Source organism: Kribbella swartbergensis (assembly GCF_054784135.1).
The window spans coordinates 172,645-189,335 of sequence record NZ_BAAGPM010000027.1; the positions used below are offsets into that span (position 1 = coordinate 172,645).

14 protein-coding genes and 2 pseudogenes are annotated in these 16,691 nt (G+C 69.0%); 7 read left to right on the forward strand and 9 right to left on the reverse strand.

Annotated features, from left to right (window positions below):
- The first annotated feature begins 121 nt into the window (after window positions 1-121).
- Together ACYVOK_RS26925 and ACYVOK_RS26930 are read left to right on the forward strand one after the other, a co-directional pair.
- Entirely contained in the window at window positions 122-1,411 is a 1,290-nt protein-coding gene (locus tag ACYVOK_RS26925; RefSeq protein ID WP_460665336.1) for a zinc-dependent metalloprotease, read from the forward strand.
- A 366-nt stretch (window positions 1,412-1,777) separates the two neighbouring features.
- On the forward strand, window positions 1,778-2,230 hold the full coding sequence (locus ACYVOK_RS26930) for an NUDIX hydrolase (protein ID WP_460665743.1): 453 nt from the start codon (window positions 1,778-1,780) through the stop codon (window positions 2,228-2,230).
- A 99-nt stretch (window positions 2,231-2,329) separates the two neighbouring features.
- On the opposite strand, the gene ACYVOK_RS26935 is transcribed toward ACYVOK_RS26930, so the two are convergent.
- Together ACYVOK_RS26935 and ACYVOK_RS26940 are read right to left on the reverse strand one after the other, a co-directional pair.
- On the reverse strand, window positions 2,330-2,980 hold the full coding sequence (locus tag ACYVOK_RS26935; protein WP_460665337.1) for a response regulator transcription factor: 651 nt from the start codon (window positions 2,978-2,980) through the stop codon (window positions 2,330-2,332).
- Window positions 2,968-4,944, reverse strand: coding sequence for a sensor histidine kinase (locus tag ACYVOK_RS26940; protein WP_460665338.1), 1,977 nt, complete (start codon window positions 4,942-4,944; stop codon window positions 2,968-2,970). Before ACYVOK_RS26940 ends, ACYVOK_RS26935 begins: the two co-directional genes overlap by 13 nt.
- A gap of 107 nt (window positions 4,945-5,051) precedes the next feature.
- Between ACYVOK_RS26940 and ACYVOK_RS26945 the strand changes: the two genes are divergently transcribed.
- The 4 genes and pseudogenes from ACYVOK_RS26945 to ACYVOK_RS26960 all read left to right on the forward strand — a co-directional run.
- Complete coding sequence (locus ACYVOK_RS26945; protein WP_460665339.1) at window positions 5,052-5,747, forward strand: hypothetical protein; 696 nt, start codon at window positions 5,052-5,054, stop codon at window positions 5,745-5,747.
- Window positions 5,737-6,192 (forward strand): hypothetical protein, encoded by a 456-nt coding sequence (locus ACYVOK_RS26950; protein WP_460665340.1) that lies wholly within the window; start codon window positions 5,737-5,739, stop codon window positions 6,190-6,192. The genes ACYVOK_RS26945 and ACYVOK_RS26950 overlap by 11 nt, the downstream gene beginning before the upstream one ends.
- A gap of 308 nt (window positions 6,193-6,500) precedes the next feature.
- Window positions 6,501-6,959: pseudogene (locus tag ACYVOK_RS26955) on the forward strand (Mu transposase domain-containing protein); the annotation flags it as partial.
- Window positions 6,959-7,364: pseudogene (locus ACYVOK_RS26960) on the forward strand (ATP-binding protein); the annotation flags it as partial. The pseudogenes ACYVOK_RS26955 and ACYVOK_RS26960, both read left to right, overlap by 1 nt.
- 640 nt (window positions 7,365-8,004) lie before the next feature.
- On the opposite strand, the gene ACYVOK_RS26965 reads toward ACYVOK_RS26960, so the two are convergent.
- Together ACYVOK_RS26965 and ACYVOK_RS26970 are read right to left on the reverse strand one after the other, a co-directional pair.
- Window positions 8,005-8,616, reverse strand: coding sequence for a DUF2064 domain-containing protein (locus tag ACYVOK_RS26965; protein WP_460665341.1), 612 nt, complete (start codon window positions 8,614-8,616; stop codon window positions 8,005-8,007).
- A complete protein-coding gene (locus ACYVOK_RS26970) occupies window positions 8,613-9,020 on the reverse strand; it encodes a winged helix-turn-helix transcriptional regulator (protein WP_460665342.1) in 408 nt (135 codons plus the stop codon). The genes ACYVOK_RS26965 and ACYVOK_RS26970 overlap by 4 nt, the downstream gene beginning before the upstream one ends.
- A 106-nt stretch (window positions 9,021-9,126) precedes the next feature.
- Between ACYVOK_RS26970 and ACYVOK_RS26975 the strand changes: the two genes are divergently transcribed.
- Window positions 9,127-10,059, forward strand: coding sequence for an NADP-dependent oxidoreductase (locus ACYVOK_RS26975; protein WP_460665343.1), 933 nt, complete (start codon window positions 9,127-9,129; stop codon window positions 10,057-10,059).
- Between the two features lie 59 nt (window positions 10,060-10,118).
- Here the strand turns inward: ACYVOK_RS26975 and ACYVOK_RS26980 are convergent, their stop codons facing one another.
- The 5 genes from ACYVOK_RS26980 to ACYVOK_RS27000 all read right to left on the reverse strand — a co-directional run bounded on the left by ACYVOK_RS26980 (window position 10,119) and on the right by ACYVOK_RS27000 (window position 16,531).
- On the reverse strand, window positions 10,119-11,885 hold the full coding sequence (locus tag ACYVOK_RS26980) for a helix-turn-helix domain-containing protein (protein WP_460665344.1): 1,767 nt from the start codon (window positions 11,883-11,885) through the stop codon (window positions 10,119-10,121).
- Window positions 11,886-11,902: 17 nt separating this feature from the next.
- Window positions 11,903-13,204 carry an MFS transporter gene (locus ACYVOK_RS26985; RefSeq protein WP_460665345.1) on the reverse strand — a complete coding sequence of 434 codons (1,302 nt, stop codon included), beginning with the start codon at window positions 13,202-13,204 and terminating at the stop codon, window positions 11,903-11,905.
- A gap of 16 nt (window positions 13,205-13,220) precedes the next feature.
- Window positions 13,221-13,952, reverse strand: coding sequence for a 3-hydroxybutyrate dehydrogenase (locus ACYVOK_RS26990; RefSeq protein WP_460665346.1), 732 nt, complete (start codon window positions 13,950-13,952; stop codon window positions 13,221-13,223).
- A gap of 81 nt (window positions 13,953-14,033) precedes the next feature.
- Window positions 14,034-14,225: a DUF6480 family protein gene (locus tag ACYVOK_RS26995; RefSeq protein ID WP_460665347.1), complete on the reverse strand. Its 192-nt coding sequence runs from the start codon at window positions 14,223-14,225 to the stop codon at window positions 14,034-14,036.
- 32 nt (window positions 14,226-14,257) lie between these two features.
- A complete protein-coding gene (locus ACYVOK_RS27000; RefSeq protein WP_460665348.1) occupies window positions 14,258-16,531 on the reverse strand; it encodes a rhamnogalacturonan lyase in 2,274 nt (757 codons plus the stop codon).
- Between the last annotated feature and the right edge of the window lie 160 nt (window positions 16,532-16,691).

The following is a 16,691-nucleotide window of genomic DNA, read 5'->3' on the forward strand; positions in this document are numbered from 1 at the left end:
GGAAGTCAGGGATCTGCCAGGGGCGAACTGGAGGGGGAATGCGTTCGCCGGGGGAGGAACCGGCGGGCGGAACCAGTACGTTGGAGTTGTACGCCCCACCCGCACAGGAAGGCCCACTCCGATGAGCGACGAACCGGACAACCCGTTCAAGGGAACTCCGTTCGAGGCCATGTTCCAGCAGTTCTCCGGAGCGGCCGGCGCGGGCGGCGTCCCGGACCTGAACGCGATTTTCGCCCAGGTCCAGCAGCTGCTGAGCGGATCCACCGACGGCAAGCCGGTGAACTGGGACCTGGCCAAGGACATCGCCCGCAAGACCGTCTCCGCGGCCGGCGACCGGTCCGTCACCCCGACGGACTCCGACCGAGTGGCCGACGCAGTCCGGCTGGCCGACCACTGGCTGGACGAGGCGACCACGCTGCCCGAGGCCTCCACGACGTCCGCGGCCTGGAGCCGCGCGGAGTGGGTCGAGAACACGCTGCCGGTCTGGCAGACGATCGTCGACCCGGTCGCCGAGCACGTCGCCGGTGCCATGGGCAACGCGCTCCCGGCCGAGGCTCAGCAGCTGGCGGGCCCGATGGCGGGCATGCTGCGGCAGCTGGGCGGCTCCATCTTCGGCGCACAGGTCGGCCAGGCCTTGGGTGAGCTGGCCGGTGAGGTCGTGGGCTCGTCCGACATCGGGCTGCCGCTCGGGCCGACCGGGCAGGCGGTGCTGCTGCCGGACAACGTCGCGAAGTTCGCCGAAGGGCTGGGGCTGACCGACGAGGATGTCCGGCTGTACCTGGCGCTGCGCGAGGTCGCTCACCAGCGGCTGTACGCCGGGGTGCCGTGGCTGCGGGCGCACGTCCTGGCCGCGGTGGGCGACTACGCCGCCGGCATCGAGGTCGACACCAGCAAGATCGAGCGGGCGATGGCCGACATCGACCCCACGAACCCGGAGGCCATGCAGGAGGCGCTCGCCGGCGGGCTGTTCGAGCCGGAGGACTCCCCGCAGCAGAAGGCGGCGCTGGTCCGGCTCGAGACCGCACTCGCCCTGGTCGAGGGCTGGGTGGACGAGGTCGTACGGCAGGCAACCAAGGACCGGATGCCGGCCGCGGTGCAGTTGGCCGAGACGGTACGGCGACGTCGGGCCGCGGGTGGTCCCGCGGAGCAGACGTTCGCAACGCTGGTCGGTCTGCAGCTCCGCCCGCGGCGTCTGCGCGACGCTGCGAACCTGTGGGCCGCCGTACGCGACGCCCGCGGAATCGAAGGCCGCGACCGCCTCTGGTCACACCCCGACCTCCTCCCCAGCGCCTCCGACCTCGACGACCCCATCGGCTTCGCCCAACACGCCGGCGAACTGTCCGACATAGACATCACCGACTTCCTCCCCAAGGAAGACGGCGACGACCCCAACCCCGACACCCCCAAGTAACGCCCCGCCGTACGGCGCCAGCACTTCAAGGTGACCGCCGTACGGCCAATCCCGGTGTCGGCAAGAGCAGCCCTACCGAGCCACGCAGGCACCCCGGACCCCTGCCCGTACGAGGTGGGACAGGTGCAGTACGGCGTCGTCGTGACCCGGGACCGGGCGCCGTTGTGACGGTGGGTCAGGTGTGGTGTCGGCGTACGGCGAACTGCACGGCAGCCCAGCCACGAGGCACGCCACGGGATGGGAGAAACTGGCGGGGTGCTTCGTCGGGATGCGGTTGGGACGTTGGAAGGGTGGGGTGCGCCGGATGAGGTGCAGGGGGAGCTGCGGTCGCATTACCTGCGACATCTGGCTGAGCGGCCGGATGGGATGTGGCGGAGTTGTCGGCCCGAGCATGTGACGTCCAGTGCGCTGGTCGTGGACGAGTCAGGCACGCAGGTGCTGTTGACGTTGCACAAGGTCGTCGGGCAATGGCTCCAACTCGGCGGACACTGCGAACCCGGTGATACGACTCTCGCGGGTGCGGCACTACGCGAGGCAACAGAGGAGTCCGGGCTGGCGGGCCTGTCGATCGACCCCAGCCCACTCCAGTTGTCACGGCACGAGCTGCTCGCCGGCGGCTGCGCGGGCGCATTCCACCTGGACGTGCAATTCCTCGTGACTGCCACAACCACAGACTTCGTAGTCAGCGAGGAGTCACACGACCTCGCCTGGTTCCCGATCGACGCCCTCCCGACCGGCGTAGACCACACAGTCCAAGCCCTAACCACAAGAGCCCGCCAACGCCTCACACCCCCACTACGCCCAGACAGCCACAGTTAGCCGGTGAACCCTGCGGTCAGCCGGTGCACCCAGCCGCTAGTCGGTCAACACTCTGCGCTTAGTCGGTGAACACTGCGGTCTGCCCGTCGTACGCCCCGCTCAGGACGTCGCGCGATGATGCAGGAAAGTGAGGACGGCGAGAACGCGTCGGTTGTCGCGGACGTCGTCGGGGATCCCAAGCTTGTGCAGGATGCTGGTCACGTGCGTCTCCACGGTCCGGTCCGAGAGGTACATCTGGCGAGCGATGCCCAGATTGGTGCGTCCTTCGGCCATCAGACCGAGGACGAGGCGCTCCCGGGAGGTGAGCTGCTTGAGCGGGTCGTCGCGATCGCCCGGGCCGAGTAGGCGGGTGACAACCAGGGGGTCGAGTGCTGATCCGCCGCGGTGGATCAGCTCCAAGAGGTCGAGGAAGTCGTCGACCTCGAGCACCCGGTCCTTCAGTTGGTAGCCGAAGTAGCCCTGACGGGCCAGCTCGACCGAGTTCGTCGTCTCGATGTGCTGCGACAGCAACATGATCGGCAGCGTCGGGAACTCCTCCCGCAGTCGACGCGCGGCGCGGGCGCCGTCGTCGGTGAGGTCAGGGGGCATGCGTACGTCGACCACGACGAGGTCCGGCTGCTGCCGGCGTACGGCATCGACCAGGGCCACCGCGTCCGCGACTCGCTCCACCACCTCGTGCCCGGACTCCTCCAGCAGCCGCACCATGCCCTCACGGAAGAGTGCGGAGTCCTCGCCGATCACGATGCGCACGGGAGCACCGCCTCCAGGCTCGTCCCCTGCCCCGGTCGGCTGTCCACGTAGAGCACGCCACCGGAGGCGGAGACCCGGTCGCGGACGGCGGAGAGGCCACCGACCTGCCCGACGACCGCTCCACCGCAGCCGTCGTCGCGCACCCGGACCAGCAAGCGGTCGCCCTCGTCGCGGACCTGGACCCACAGGCCGCTGGGGTGCCCGTGCTTCAGGGCGTTGGTGAGGGCCTCCGCGACCACGTAGTAGGCGGTGGTGCTCACCTGGTCCGGCAGCTGACGATGTACGACGATGTCCGCGTCCAGCGGCAGCGGCACGTCGCGGGCGAGCATGCTCAGCGCTGACGGCAGGCCGTCGTCGAGGCAACTCGGCCGGATCCCGTGGGCGAGGTCGCGCAGCTCTGCGCTTGACCTACTCACCTCGTCGACCCACTGGGCGATCATGGTCGCCAACTCGGCGTCACCGGTCTTCTTGAGCCGGCGCTGGGCCAGCCGCATCGACAGCCCCAGGGCGACCAGCCGCTGCTGGGCAACGTCGTGCAGGTCGCGCTCCAGTCGGCGTCGCTCCTCGTAGCCGACTTGTTGCAGCCGGGCTCGGCTCTCCCGCGCGTCCTCGAGGGCCCGGGTCGCCTCCTGCCGGAGCCGGATCATCTCGACCAGAATGGTCGCCCGGACCGCCACGTCCGCAAGCAGCGCGCGGGAGATCCCCTCCGCGACGAGGACTCCGATGGGCTCGCCGTCGACGGTGACAACTACGCCCTCCCCGACGTCGACCGGCTGTCCGTCCACATCGACGTACCCGGTCTCGCCGGGAGCGACCACCCCGACGCGCAACCCAGGCGCGTGCAGCGCGGCGCGCAACGTCGGCTCGAGCTCCTCCGGCGCTCCGGTTCCGCCGTTCACCCGGTTTTCCAGCACGGCCACGGCATCACACGCGCTACGTCTCGCCGGATAGAGCACCCGGTCGACCGTGCGCTGGACGCGGCGCCGGGCCGGCGCCAGCACCAAGGCGAGACCCGCCGTCACCGCGGCGGCCGCCCAGGAGGACTGGTTGCCGAGCAGCGCCCCGCTGAGCGCCGCCGCACCCGCATAGGCCCCCACCACACCCACCGTGAGCACCGAGTAGAGGGCGGCGCCTGCCACGGCCCGGTCCACGTCGAAGAGATCGTGCCGCAGGATCGCGATCGTGGTGGCGATCGGGACGGCGAGGTAGAGCAGCGCCAAGCCGATGCCCGCCAGGAAGTAGGTGCCCAGCAGCAGGTAGCCACCCCAGCCGAGTACGAACGTCACCGGGACCAGCGGCAGCGCGAGGACAAGCCACTTCGCCTGCTTGCGCAGTCGCTCGTCGCCGCGCCGGTAACGCGCGACGAGCGAGATGGCCGCGGCGAGCAGGAGCAGCATCAAGGCCGGGAACAAAACCACTTTCAGGCCCGTCGCGACCGGCAGCGGCAGGGTGCCGAACGGGTGCTGGAGGTCGGCGTACGGCGCGTCGTACGCCGCGGGCGTGGTCACCATGACCGCGTGGATCGCCACGGCGACCACGGGGATCGCGATCGCGACCCAACCCCAGGCCCGGGACAGTGGCCGGCCGGTGGGAAAGAGCAGGAGCAGCAGGGTCAGTGCCGTAAAGACCCAGACCCACATCACCGACAACAGCGCACCCGCGGCCGTCGGCAGGTCGGGCAACTGCTGCGGGTCGCGCAGGTGGGCGGGCCGGTAGGTGTCACTGAACCCGACCGTGGCCGCCAGCAGCGCCATCAGCGCGAGGACCCCGGCCAAGCCGTTGGCCGGCTCCCGCCAGACCACAACCAGGGCCAGCCCGGTAGTGGTGAGTGCGATCAGGCTGGTCAGGGCCACCTCGGCACTGTCGGGAGCGGCGCCCGCCACGAGCTGCACGGTGATGGCGGCGCACACCATCGCCACGGTGAGCGGAGCAAGCGCGATGGCGATGGCGCGCGGCCAGGGCATGACACAAGGGTAGGACGATCGGGCGGGGGCGTACTCCGTACTGGCACGGAAAACGTCGCGGGGTAGCCACGATCCCTGACGAGCGGTGGTCGGCGCACGCTCGGAGCATGACAAGCGTAGACCTGCCCCTGACCAACTCCGCACAGACGACCGTCCGGTTCCGTTCGGTGTTGCTGGCTGCGGCCTGTGTATTCGCGGCCGTCTCGCAGACGGCCTTCTTCGTGATGCACCGTGCCTATGAGCGCGACGAGGTGCTGCCGTACGACGTGATCCGCGGGGTGCGGACGCAGTGGTGGGTGACCCACTACTTCGTCGGTACTGCGCTGGCGTTCGGACTCGGGATGGCCGGCCTTGCGATGGCGTATCTCGTCCGGCGCGGTCGCGGCAGCGGCTGGACCACGATCGGCGCCGCCCTGTGCCTGCTCGGCGCGCCTGCCCTGGCAGCTGGCGTGGCCGCGGAAGGTGTCGTGTACTACTACGTGACCGACCAGCAGGGGCTCGCACCTGGCGCGGCCGCTAAGTTGCTGGCGTATGCTGACCCGGCGTCGGCCGACTCGGTCATCGGACTGCTGATCATCGGTCTGATCCTGAACGTGCTCGGTACCTCCGCCGCCTGCGTCGGGCTGTTGATCAGCCGGTCGGTACCGCTGTGGGTCCCTGTGGCTGTGCTCGCCGGCACCGTGGCCATGGCCGCGACCCCGTTCTCGATCACCTGGCTCGCTGCGCTGCCGCGGGCGGTCGGGATCGTGGCCGTCGGCTGGTACCTGCTACGGCCGAGCGGCGGCGAGTCAGATGTCGGTTGACGGCATTCCGATCCACGTCCTCGTCGTCCACATGGCGGTCGTGCTGACCCCACTGGCGGCTCTGGGTGCACTGGTCTGGGTCGGACGGCCCCGCTGGCGGGCGCCTATGCGCATTCCCCTGCTCGCCCTTGCGCTGGGCGCGGTCGTGGCCGTATGGCTCGCGTTCTACTCGGGGCCGGACTACCTCCGCGACACCCGTTTCGCCGACGCCTCGCCCGAACAGCTCGACCTGTTCCGGTCACACGCTCGCTACGCCCGCCTGCTCCTGTGGTCGGCGACCGGTTGCGCATTCGCGCTGTTCGTCGCCATCGAGCGCCCCAATGGCCTAGCGGGTCGGGTGCTCCGGGCTGCGGTGGCCGTGCTTGCCGTCGCTGAACTGGTGACGGTGGTGCTCACCGGCCATGCGGGTGCGAAGGCCTCCTGGGGGCCACATAGTGGGCGGTAGAGACGCCGGCCACCCAGTGGGCCCGGCGAGCCCCTCCGAAGCGCCCGCACACCGGCTGTTCGGGCGTCCCGTAAGTGGAACGCCCACCGGACATCTAGCAGCGAAGCCCCCCAGGCGTCGCTCTTCGATAACGATCCGCCTACTGGCACCACGGACATGAGACTCCGAATGCCCCGTCGCTGTTCGACGGGGACGTAGACCGTCTCAGTGACGACAAGAGGCTCGGGCTCGCTCCCGTCGTCTGGAATGAACCGAGCGTTGCCCTTGAGGTTGCCCTCTCTGTCGTAGAGGTTCCGGTGGAGGCCGCCCAGCTCGCCGGCTGGCTGCCGAAGGCGAACGCCCGCCGGATGCGGGTGCTGGGCTGCTCATCAGGCGAACGGGTCGAGGCGGACCGGGCCGCGATGCTCACCCTGCCCCCGGTCGTGCCGGTGACCGGGTGACGCAGGTCGCAGCGGCTGCCGCGGGACTACTACGTCCGGGTGGACTCCAACGACTACTCGGTGCACCCCGGCGCGGTCGGCCGGCGGATCGAGATCGTCGCCGACCTGGACCGGGTGCGGGTCTGGTGCGAGGGCGCCGTCGTGGCCGACCATCCCCGCTGCTGGGCCTACCACCAGTCGATCACCGACACCGTCCGCGCCCAGGCCGCGGCCGCGTTGCGACACGACCGATTCACCGTCATCACCCCGGCCGCCGCGACCGAGGTGGAACAGCGGCCGCTGACCGACTACGACAACGCCTTCGGGCTGAATCAGCAGGTGATGTGATGCCGACCCGAACCAAAGCCACACCGGTCAAGGACCTGACCGCCGAGATCGCCTACCTGACCCGGGCGTTGAAGGCACCTACCCTGCGCGATTCGGTCGACCGGCTGGCCGAACGAGCGCGCGCGAAGTCCTGGACGCATGAGGAGTATCTGGTCGCCTGCCTGCAACGCGAGGTCGCCGCCCGCGACGCCCACGGCGGCGAAGGCCGGATCAGATCAGCCAGGTTCCCCCGCCCGCAAAAGCCTGGAGGAGTTCGACTTCGACTACGCCCGCGGCCTGGCCCGTGACCTGATCGCGCTTCTCGGCACCCTCGACTTCGTCACCGCGAAGGAGAACATAGTGTTCCTCGGCCCGCCCGGCACCGGCAAGACCCACCTGGCCATCGGACTCGGCATCCGCGCCTGTCCGCGTGTTGCATGTCCCCGTGGCGGTTGCGATCCCCCGTCGTACTGCGGTCCGGCTAGTACTGCGGTCCCCCGTCGTACTGCGGTTCGGCTCGTACTGCAATCCCCCGTGCCAGTGCAGGTCCCCGTGGACAGCTCTGGTACTGCGTCCCCGTAGCCCAACTGCACCGCAAACCCCGTCGGTCCCCCCGTTCGCATCCTCGTGGCGGTTGGGATCGCCCGTCATACTGCAGTTTCCCGTCGACAGCTCTGGTACTGCGTTCCCGTAGCCCCACTGCACCGCGCCGCCCCGTCGATCCCCCCCGCTCGCATCCCCGTGGCGGCGCGGTCCCGTCATGCTGCAGTTCCCCGTGGACAGCTTTGGTCCTGCGTCCCCGTATTCCAGCTGCACCGCGAACCCCGTCGGTCCCTGTGTCTGCAGGCACCGTGGCGGTGCGATTCCCCGTGATCCCCGTTCGCCTGTACTTCCCGTCGCCCCGTGACTATTTGGCCTGCCGCGCCCAAGCGGGTGATCGCTGTAGCACGCGGCACGTTGGGCAAGCCTCAGTTCGACGGCGGGGCCGTGGTGTCGGGTGCCGCCCCTGAACGGCATCGACACCTTGCTGGTTGGTTAACGAGGGAGGTTGGGGGAAGGTGACGGGTCAGGGGTGGCGGAGGATGGATCTGGTGGCGTCCCAGCCTTCGAGGCCGGGGTCCAGTCGCGATAGGTCAGCGGGTGATTGCAGACGGTGCCAGCCGGGGCCGATGGCGACGGCGTGGCGGCGAGGTTTGGAGGACTCGAGTTCAGCCAGTGGGGTGTCGAACGTCGGTGCGACGGAGGTGACCCAGTCGGCGGTGGGGACGTTGACGCCGATCGCGGCCAGCGTGCCGTCCTCGGCCGGGGTGACCGCAATGTCGGCAGTGCTCAGCGCGCGGAAGAGCTTGCCGATGAGCAGACCGGGCAGGTCGGGTACGTCGTGACTGACTGCCACCACCGCGGCAGCCGGCCCGGCAAGGGCTACGGCGTCGAGGACCGGCTTCGCGGTGTCAACGGCGTACACAGGTGTGCCCGGCCAAGTGAGAGCACCCACCTCCGCCACAGCCGCGTCATCGCCACCCGCAACAGCTACGGCGACGTCGACGCGGTCCAGCCCGGCCAGCACTTCGTAGGTGTCCTCGGCCAGCGCCAGACGCCACGCCTCAGGGTCCCGGCCGGGCGGGGCCCAACTGCCGACGGCCGGCACGACCAGTACCACTACTCGTCGATCGGTCACGCTGACGCGCTCACTTCGTCGTACTGGGAGCGGGCCGCGGCGACCTCCGGCATGTGGGTCTCCGCCCAGCCCTTGATGGAGGCGATGAGCGGCAGCAGGGTCTGGCCGAGCGGAGTCAGTTCGTAGTCGACGCGGACAGGGACGGACGGAGTCACCGACCGGACCAGAAGGCCGTCGCGTTCGAGGGAACGGAGGGTCTGGGTGAGCATCTTCTGGCTGACACCTGCAATGCGGCGAGACAGATCGGAGTACCGCTGCGGGCCGTCGGCGAGCGCGCTGATGATCAGTGTCACCCACTTGTCGCTGATCCGGTCGAGCAGTTGCCGGGCCGGGCAGGACGCCAGGAAGGCGTCATACTCGCGGGCGGCTTCCTCCCGGCGTTGAGCGACGGTACGCGTCGGCATGGCTCTCCTCTCCGTGCGATACGTACTTCGAAGTGCGTACTTCCCAGCAGAGAGTAACTCTCCGACAGTGGTGTCACCAACCACACTGTGAAGGAGAGAAAACGATATGCGCGCACTTGTGGCTCGGCGGCTCGACGGGCCGGACGCTCTCGAGGTGATCGAGACCCCGATCCCCGAACCGGCGGCAGGGCAGGTTCGCATCAAGGTCGCCGCGGCCGCAGTCAACCCCGTCGACGTCGCGGTCAGCAACGGCACGGTGGTGCAGTACGGCGTGACGTCGGCACGCAACCCGTTCCGCCTGGGCTGGGACGTCGCCGGCACCATCGACGCCATCGGCCCGGACGTCGACCTGGCGCCGGGTACGCCGGTGATCGGCCTGGCGGATCTGCTCGGGCGACCCCTCAAGACGCATGCGGAGTACGTCGTACTCAATGAAGACGCGGTCACACCGGCGCCACGGAACCTCGACCTGATCCAGGCATCCACCATCGCCCTCAACGCACTGACAGCACTACAAGCGCTCAAGGCACTGCGACTCAGCCCCGGACAGAGTGTCTTGGTGACAGGCGCAGCCGGCGGCGTGGGGGGCTATACGGTCGAGCTCGCCAAGCACGCGGGCTTGACGGTGATCGCCAGCGCCGCCCCGGAGGACGCGGATCTGGTACGGCGACTTGGCGCCGACTACTTCGTGTCGCGGTCGGACGACCTGACGGCGGCCGCGCACAGGATCGCCCCAGCGGGCGCGGACGGTTTGGTGGATGCGGCAGTGCTCGGGGTCGGGGCTCAGGAGGCCGTGAGGAATCGCGGGCGGCACGCGCATGTGCAGGCAGGCCCAACGCCGCCACACCTGCGTGGAATCACCGTCGAGCAGATCTTCGTCCACGCCAACCGTGCGGAACTAGCAGAGCTCGTCCAGTTGACGGATACAGGAGCGATTTCCGCCCGGGTCGCCGATACCTATCCATTGCAGGACGCGGCGGCAGCGTACAAGCGACTGGCGAAGGGCGGAGTACGCGGAAGGCTTGTGCTGCTGCCGTGAGCGGAAACAGACAGTGGTCAGGCTTGATCAGGCCCAGGCGGAGGGCAAAGGTCACGAGTTCAGCCCAGGGCGGACCGCAGGCGCAGGGCGACCTGGATGTCCAGAGCGCGGTCTGGTGACTGCCAGCCGTCGCCGAGTAGTGCGGTGATGCGGTCCAGCCGTTGCTGGACGGTGTTGGGGTGGATGTGGAGGGCGGTGGCTGCTCTCGTCGGGCTCTGGCCGGCGGCGAAGTAGGCGCGGAGTGTGCCGATCAGGTCGGTGCCGCGTTGGGCGTCGTAGTCGAGTACGGCGCCCAGGACGTGGTGGACGTGGGCTCGTACGTCGACCTCTGCCGCGCCGATCAGTCCGGCGACACCGAGGTCGTCCGGTGTGGCGGACTCGCCGGTCCGACCTAAGCGCTGCATGGTGGTGACCAGGTGGGCCGCCTGGCGGTGAGCCTCGACTACCGCGTCACCCCACGGCGCTGGGCCGGTGACCCCGATGGTGACGCCGGTGCGCTTGGCTACCTCCGCCAACTCGCGTGCAGCAGTCCGGGCGTCGGTCATGCTCATCAAGAGCACGAGGTCACCGCCGTACGGACCAGACAGGACCAGCTTGTCCTCCAGCGGTGCTGAGAGCCGGGCGCGTACGGCGGAGTGGTCGCCACGGCAGACGGCTACGACGAAGCGGTCGTGGCGACGGTTCGGCGCGAGTAGACGCAGTCGCTCGGTCAGTGTCCTCGGGTCGGCGCTGCCACTCAGTACGTCGGACAGGAGATCCGCCTGCGCACGTTGGGACTGCTCAGCAGCTTGACGACGGAAGAGCAGCACCAGAGCGGTGACAACGGCCGCACGCTCTACGATGCGCTGGTCAGCTCCGGAGAGGTCGTCGACACCGCCGATCACCAGTGCGCCGAGCCGCTCGCCCTTTGCGGTGGCTGCAACGACCCAGCAATCCCCCACGCGCGTCAGCCGGCCCGACTCGGACTCCTGCCACGGTACGGCGGCACGGTCAGGTGAACCGGCCACGGCCAGTTCGTTGCCTAGGGCATCGACCAGGACGACCCAGACGTCCAGGAGTTCCGCCAGCGCCGCCGCGACCGCGTCCACATCACCACCGGACAGGACGATGTCGGCGAAGCGGTCGTGAGCGGCGGCCGCGTGTTCGGTCCCGGCGTGGGCCTTGGAGAGCTCGTCGAGCGCGGCCGCGGTCTCGGCGGCCGCTCGTACCTGCACGATCGTCACCGCCGCTAGAGCAGCGAGCGAGCCGAGCAGCGAGACCTCCTCGCGGCTGAAGGGCCGGCGCGTCCGGTTGGAGGCGAACAGTACGCCGACGAACGCTCCGTCGACGATGAGCGGCGTACCGAGGATCGCGACCAGGCCCTCCTCGCCGACCGCGTTGTCGATCGGAGAGGTGTGCCGAAAGCGGCGGTCGGACGGGTAGTCGGCCGTCCAGTACGGCTTGTGCGTCTCGGCGACCAGACCGCCGAGGCCGGCACCGAGCGGGAGCCTCAGCTGCTGGAAGGCAGCGGACACCGAGCCGTCGGTCGCCCGCATGTAGGTGTCGCCGCGGGCGGGGTCGTACAGGGTCAGGTAGGAGACGTCGGTGCCGATCAGAGTCCGGGCCCGGTGGACGATGGTGTCGAGTACGCCGCCGGGGTCGCGGGCCGACGCGAGTTCGCGCGCCACGTCGACGAGGGCGGACAGCTCCGCCTCACGCTTCTTGCTGGCGTCGATCCCGGCCCGGATCCGCAGGGCGAGGTCCCGGGCGACGGCGTCCTCCCCCGCCGCCCGGGCCAGCTCGCTGCCTGGCGCATCCTCGGCCAGCAGCCGCAGAAGCTCCTTCATCCTCGTGATGATGCCAGCTACACCGCGGTCAGGTCCCGCTGACGGGTCTCGGAGTACGACGTCACCGCGATGACGGAGATGGCTGCGCAGGCTGCGACGTAGATGGCGATCGCGTAGCCGGAGTCGTACGCCTTGAGCAGGGCGACCGCGATGAACGGCGCCAGACCGCCCGCGATGATCGAGGCCAGCTGGTAACCCACGGACACACCGGAGTAGCGCACCCGGGTGCCGAACAGCTCGGTGAAGAACGATGCCTGCGGTCCGTACATCGCACCGTGCAGCACCAGTCCGACCGTCACAGCCAGTGTGGCGAGGACGAAGTTCTTCGTGTCCACCAGTGCGACGAAGACGAAGGCCCACACGCCGACACCGAATGCACCGATCAGGTACACCGGCTTCCGACCGATCCGGTCGGACAGCGCACCCCACAGCGGGATGGCGCAGAAGTGCACGGCCGCACCGATCAGTACGGCGTTCAACGCGAAGGACTTGCCCAGGCCCAGCTGCTCCTTGGCGTACGTCGCGATGACGATGGTGAAGATGTAGTAGCTGACGTTCTCCGCCATCCGCGCGCCCATCGCGGTCAGCACCTCCCGCGGGTAGCGGGTGATCACCTCGAGCAGCGGGAGCTTGTCCGTCGGTTCCTGCTTGGCCCGGGCCTCCTTGAACACCGGCGACTCCTCGATCCGCAGCCGCACCCACAGGCCGACCAGCACCAGTACGGCGGACAGCAGGAACGGAATGCGCCAGCCCCATGAGTTGAAGGCGGAGTCCGACTGGAAGGCGGCCAGTCCGGCCAATACGCCGTTGGCGAGCAGCTGACCCGCGGGAGCACCAGCCTGCGGCCAGGACGCCCAGAAGCCGCGCCGTGCCGGATCACCATGCTCCGACACGATCAGGACGGCGCCACCCCACTCACCACCGAGTGCGAAGCCCTGCACGAGCCGCAGTACAGTCAGCAGGATCGGAGCCAGCGCACCGACCTGCGCGTACGTCGGCAACAGGCCGATGGCGAAGGTGGCGATGCCCATCATCAGCAGGGACAGCACCAGCAGGTTCTTGCGGCCGAGCCGGTCACCGAAGTGACCGAACACCACACCGCCGATCGGACGGGCGAAGAACCCGACCGCGAAGGTGGCGAAGCTCAGCAGGGTGCCGGTGAGCTCCTGCCCCTTGGGGAAGAACAGGTCGCCGAACACCACCGACGCGGCCACGCCGTACAGGAAGAAGTCGTACCACTCGACGGTCGTGCCGACGAGACTCGCGCCGACCACCCGGACGATCGGCGTACGGGTGTGGACCGGTTGTGTTGCTGTCATGACGGGCTCTCCTGAGCTAGTGGGCGGTCCAGCCGCCGTCGAGTACGAACGAGCTCCCCGTGATGGAGGCGGAGGCGGGGCCGCACAGCATCGCGACCAACTCCGCCACTTCGTCAGGCTCGATCAGCCGCTTCACCGCGACCGGCTCGAGCATGACCTTCTCCAGCACCTCTGACTCGGTCAGGCCGTGCGTGGCCGCCTGATCCGCGAGTTGGGCAGTGACGAGCGGCGTACGGACGTACGCCGGGTTCACACAGTTGCTGGTCACCCCGTGGGCCGCACCCTCCAGTGCGACCACCTTGCTGAGCCCCTCCAGCCCGTGCTTGGCAGCGACGTACGCCGCCTTGAAGGGGCTGGCCCGCAGTCCGTGGACCGAGCTGATGTTGATGACCCGGCCCCAGCCGGCGCCGTACATGTGCGGAAGGGTCTGACGGATCAGCCGGAACGGCGACTCGAGCATGAGCCGCAGGATGTAGCTGAACCGCTCCGGCGGGAACTGCTCGACCGGAGCAACCTGCTGGACCCCAGCGTTGTTCACCAGGATGTCCACATCTGCCGGCAGGTCCGCGAGGCGGTCAAGATCGGCCAGGTCGGCCACGACCGTCTCCACGCCCTCGAGTGACTCGAGTCCCGCGGCGTCGTAGTCGACCGCGACGACCTGTACGCCGTCGGCCGCCAGCCGCCGGGCACACGCGGCTCCGATACCGGACGCAGCTCCGGTGACAAGGGCACGACGTGGGGTAGCCATGCCGGGAACTCTAGGAATCCAGCCGTACCCCAGCTATGGGATGGCACCACACAAGTGCCGGGTCTCCAGTGTGTGGCAGGACTACCGGGCGACGATCACCGCGTAGGCGAGGAACAGGGCGACGAACAACAGCGAGACCACACCGATCACGATCAGCCAGACGTAGGACGAGATCTCCCGCCGCGGCGGGTCCTCGTCACGGTGCGGCGCGTTGACCGACTCGTCCTGCCCCTGCACGCGCGGGTCGGGCCCAGGATCCGGGGTGCTGTTCACCACCTGGCGGTACCCACCGGGCACCGCCGTAGTCACCCCCGGCGGCCCGGGAGTGGAATCTTCGACCAGTCCGTGTCCGAGGCGAGGTAGAAGCCGGGGTACGACGGCTGGTTGTACGACGTGTTCTGCCTGGCGACCTCCACCCGGTACTGCGGGTCGTGCATGAGCGTGTACATCTTGCGGTCGGTCACCTCCGTGCTGACGTAGATGCGGATGGCCGTGCTGTCGGCCGTACGCAGCAACAACTCCTCGCGCCAGTCGCCGAGCACATCCGCGACCAGGGACGGATTGCCCTTGGTCCCGTTGTTGGTCAGGGTCCCGGTGGCTGTGAGAAGCGTGCCGCGCCGCCAGTCCTTGACCGTCGGCGTGACGGCCCCGGCTCCGTCGACGATCTGCGTGGTCATGTCGGCCGCCCACCGGATGCTCTGGTTCGTCCCCGGTTGCGCCGTACCGAGCGCGTCACCGTCCGCCGAACGCAGTCGCGTCGCCCACGTCTCCAGGCCGGGCTCGCTCGGCAGGATGTCCCCGACCATGCCACGCCCGGTGTCGCGGCCGGAGTACTCGCCATAGATGACCTGACCGGTCTTCGCGTCCCTCAACGCATAGCCGTACGGCGCGAACGCGGCACCCTCGTGCACAGTGAAGATCTCGAGGCCGGGCCGCTGCGGGTCGATGTCGGTCACATGCATGGCGTCGCCGTGCCCGAGCCGAGCTATCGCACCTGGGCTGGCACTGCCCGGCGGCAGGACGTCAGTGGAGCTGTAGAGCACGCTGCCGTCGTCGTCGATGGTCGCCGAGCCGTAGACGATCTCCTGCTTGCCGTCGCCGTCCACGTCGGAGGCACTGAGCGAGTGGAAGCCCTGGGTCGTGATGGACCCGTACTCAGGGTCGGTGCCGTCACGGCCGTGCGGACTGTCGTTGAACGGGTTCGTCATCGGCGTCCATCCGCTGTCCACGAACCACCGCGTGGTGATGCGCCGGCCGTCCCAGTCGTACGCCGCCAGCGTCGTACGGGTGTAGTAGCCGCGGGCGAAGACCGCGGACGGGCGGGAACCGTCGAGGTAGGCAACACCGGCCAGGAAGCGATCGACCCGGTTACCGGGCTCGATCCGAGCCATGGCGTAGTCACCCCACCGGAGCCCGTCATCGGTCCGGCCCGGCTGGTAACGAACAGTCTGGAGTTCCCGACCGCTGTGACCCTCGAACACCGTGAGGTACTCCGGTCCGCTCAGGATGAAGCCCTCGAAGGCGCGCAACTGGTTCCGGGCGCTACGGCTCGGTGCGTAGACGTCCATGAAGTAGTCCACGAGTGCGGACGCGTCCGCACGGGACAGCGGGTACTCGTACCGCTGCTCGATGCCGAAGGCCGCCTCGAGGGTCGCCGGCCACTGGCCCGCGACCACCTCGGGTTGCCGGTCCCATCGCTGGAACAGGTCGACCAGGTGGTCGTAGTAGTCGGCCGAGCTGACCCGGTAGTCGTCCTGGTGCGAGTAACCGGCGCGCCGGTCCGCCGCGGGCATGGTGATGTAGCGCTCGGACTTCACCTGCCCGGCACGGTCGTAGGTGATCACCTTGGTGCCAGGCGCCGTCTTCAGCATCGTCTCGGAGCGGCCGTCGCCGTCGAAGTCGTACACGAGGAACTGGGTGTAGTGCGCGCCGGCCCGGATGTTCACACCGAGGTCGAGACGGTAGAGCAGCGTGCCGTCGGTCTCGTAGGTGTCGACGTACACGTTGCCGGTGTAGCCGACCTGGGACACGTCCTTGGCGTTCGACGGATTCCACAGGACGACGTACTCGTACTGCCCGTCGCCGTCCACGTCGCCGACGCTCATGTCGTTGGCCGAGTACGTGTAGGCCTCACCCTTCGGCGTCACGCCGTCGGCAGGCTTGCGAAGAGGCAGTTCCGTGTACCCGGCGGCCCAGGGCGAGACCGACGCGCTGCGGTGGACCTCACGGCCGTTGACCACCGAGACGACGCGGTAGTGCGAGTTCTGGGAGCCCGACCTGTCCAGGTAGTTGGTGCTGTCAGTGACGGTCGCGATGCGCCGGCCGTCGCGATAGACGTTGAAGTCCGCACCGATCAGCCCTTGGTCGCCCGCACCGGTGGCCTCACGACCGAGCAGCCGCCAACTGAGCAACACCCCCTCGGTCGTGGTCGTCGCGATCAGGCCGCGGTCGAGACGTTCGAGTCGTGGTCCGGCGTGGACGCTCCCCGCGGGTTCCGCGGACGCGGACGTCGTACCGGTCAGAGCTGTCACGGTGGCGAGAACAACGGCGGCGAGGCGTCGCCTGCGGGAGATGGACATGGCGGATCCCTGGCTCGGCGAAACGAAGATGGCAAGCGCTTTCCGAACAACCGTAGAACGGCGTGCGGACGCTGTCGAGGAATCTGTCCGCAACCGGCCGCGCGGGAGGACGGCGGTCCTGTCGGCTATCGAAACCGCCGCGGCTGATAGCCGGACCTTA

Coding starts and splice junctions, on each gene's coding strand:
- ACYVOK_RS27000 (WP_460665348.1), bottom strand. CDS start 16,531: ATGTCCATCTCCCGCAGGCGACGCCTCGCCGCCGTTGTTCTCGCCACC.
- ACYVOK_RS26950 (WP_460665340.1), top strand. CDS start 5,737: ATGTCGGTTGACGGCATTCCGATCCACGTCCTCGTCGTCCACATGGCG.
- ACYVOK_RS26940 (WP_460665338.1), bottom strand. CDS start 4,944: ATGCCCTGGCCGCGCGCCATCGCCATCGCGCTTGCTCCGCTCACCGTG.
- ACYVOK_RS26980 (WP_460665344.1), bottom strand. CDS start 11,885: ATGAAGGAGCTTCTGCGGCTGCTGGCCGAGGATGCGCCAGGCAGCGAG.
- ACYVOK_RS26975 (WP_460665343.1), top strand. CDS start 9,127: ATGCGCGCACTTGTGGCTCGGCGGCTCGACGGGCCGGACGCTCTCGAG.
- ACYVOK_RS26925 (WP_460665336.1), top strand. CDS start 122: ATGAGCGACGAACCGGACAACCCGTTCAAGGGAACTCCGTTCGAGGCC.
- ACYVOK_RS26990 (WP_460665346.1), bottom strand. CDS start 13,952: ATGGCTACCCCACGTCGTGCCCTTGTCACCGGAGCTGCGTCCGGTATC.
- ACYVOK_RS26945 (WP_460665339.1), top strand. CDS start 5,052: ATGACAAGCGTAGACCTGCCCCTGACCAACTCCGCACAGACGACCGTC.
- ACYVOK_RS26970 (WP_460665342.1), bottom strand. CDS start 9,020: ATGCCGACGCGTACCGTCGCTCAACGCCGGGAGGAAGCCGCCCGCGAG.
- ACYVOK_RS26930 (WP_460665743.1), top strand. CDS start 1,778: ATGTGGCGGAGTTGTCGGCCCGAGCATGTGACGTCCAGTGCGCTGGTC.
- ACYVOK_RS26985 (WP_460665345.1), bottom strand. CDS start 13,204: ATGACAGCAACACAACCGGTCCACACCCGTACGCCGATCGTCCGGGTG.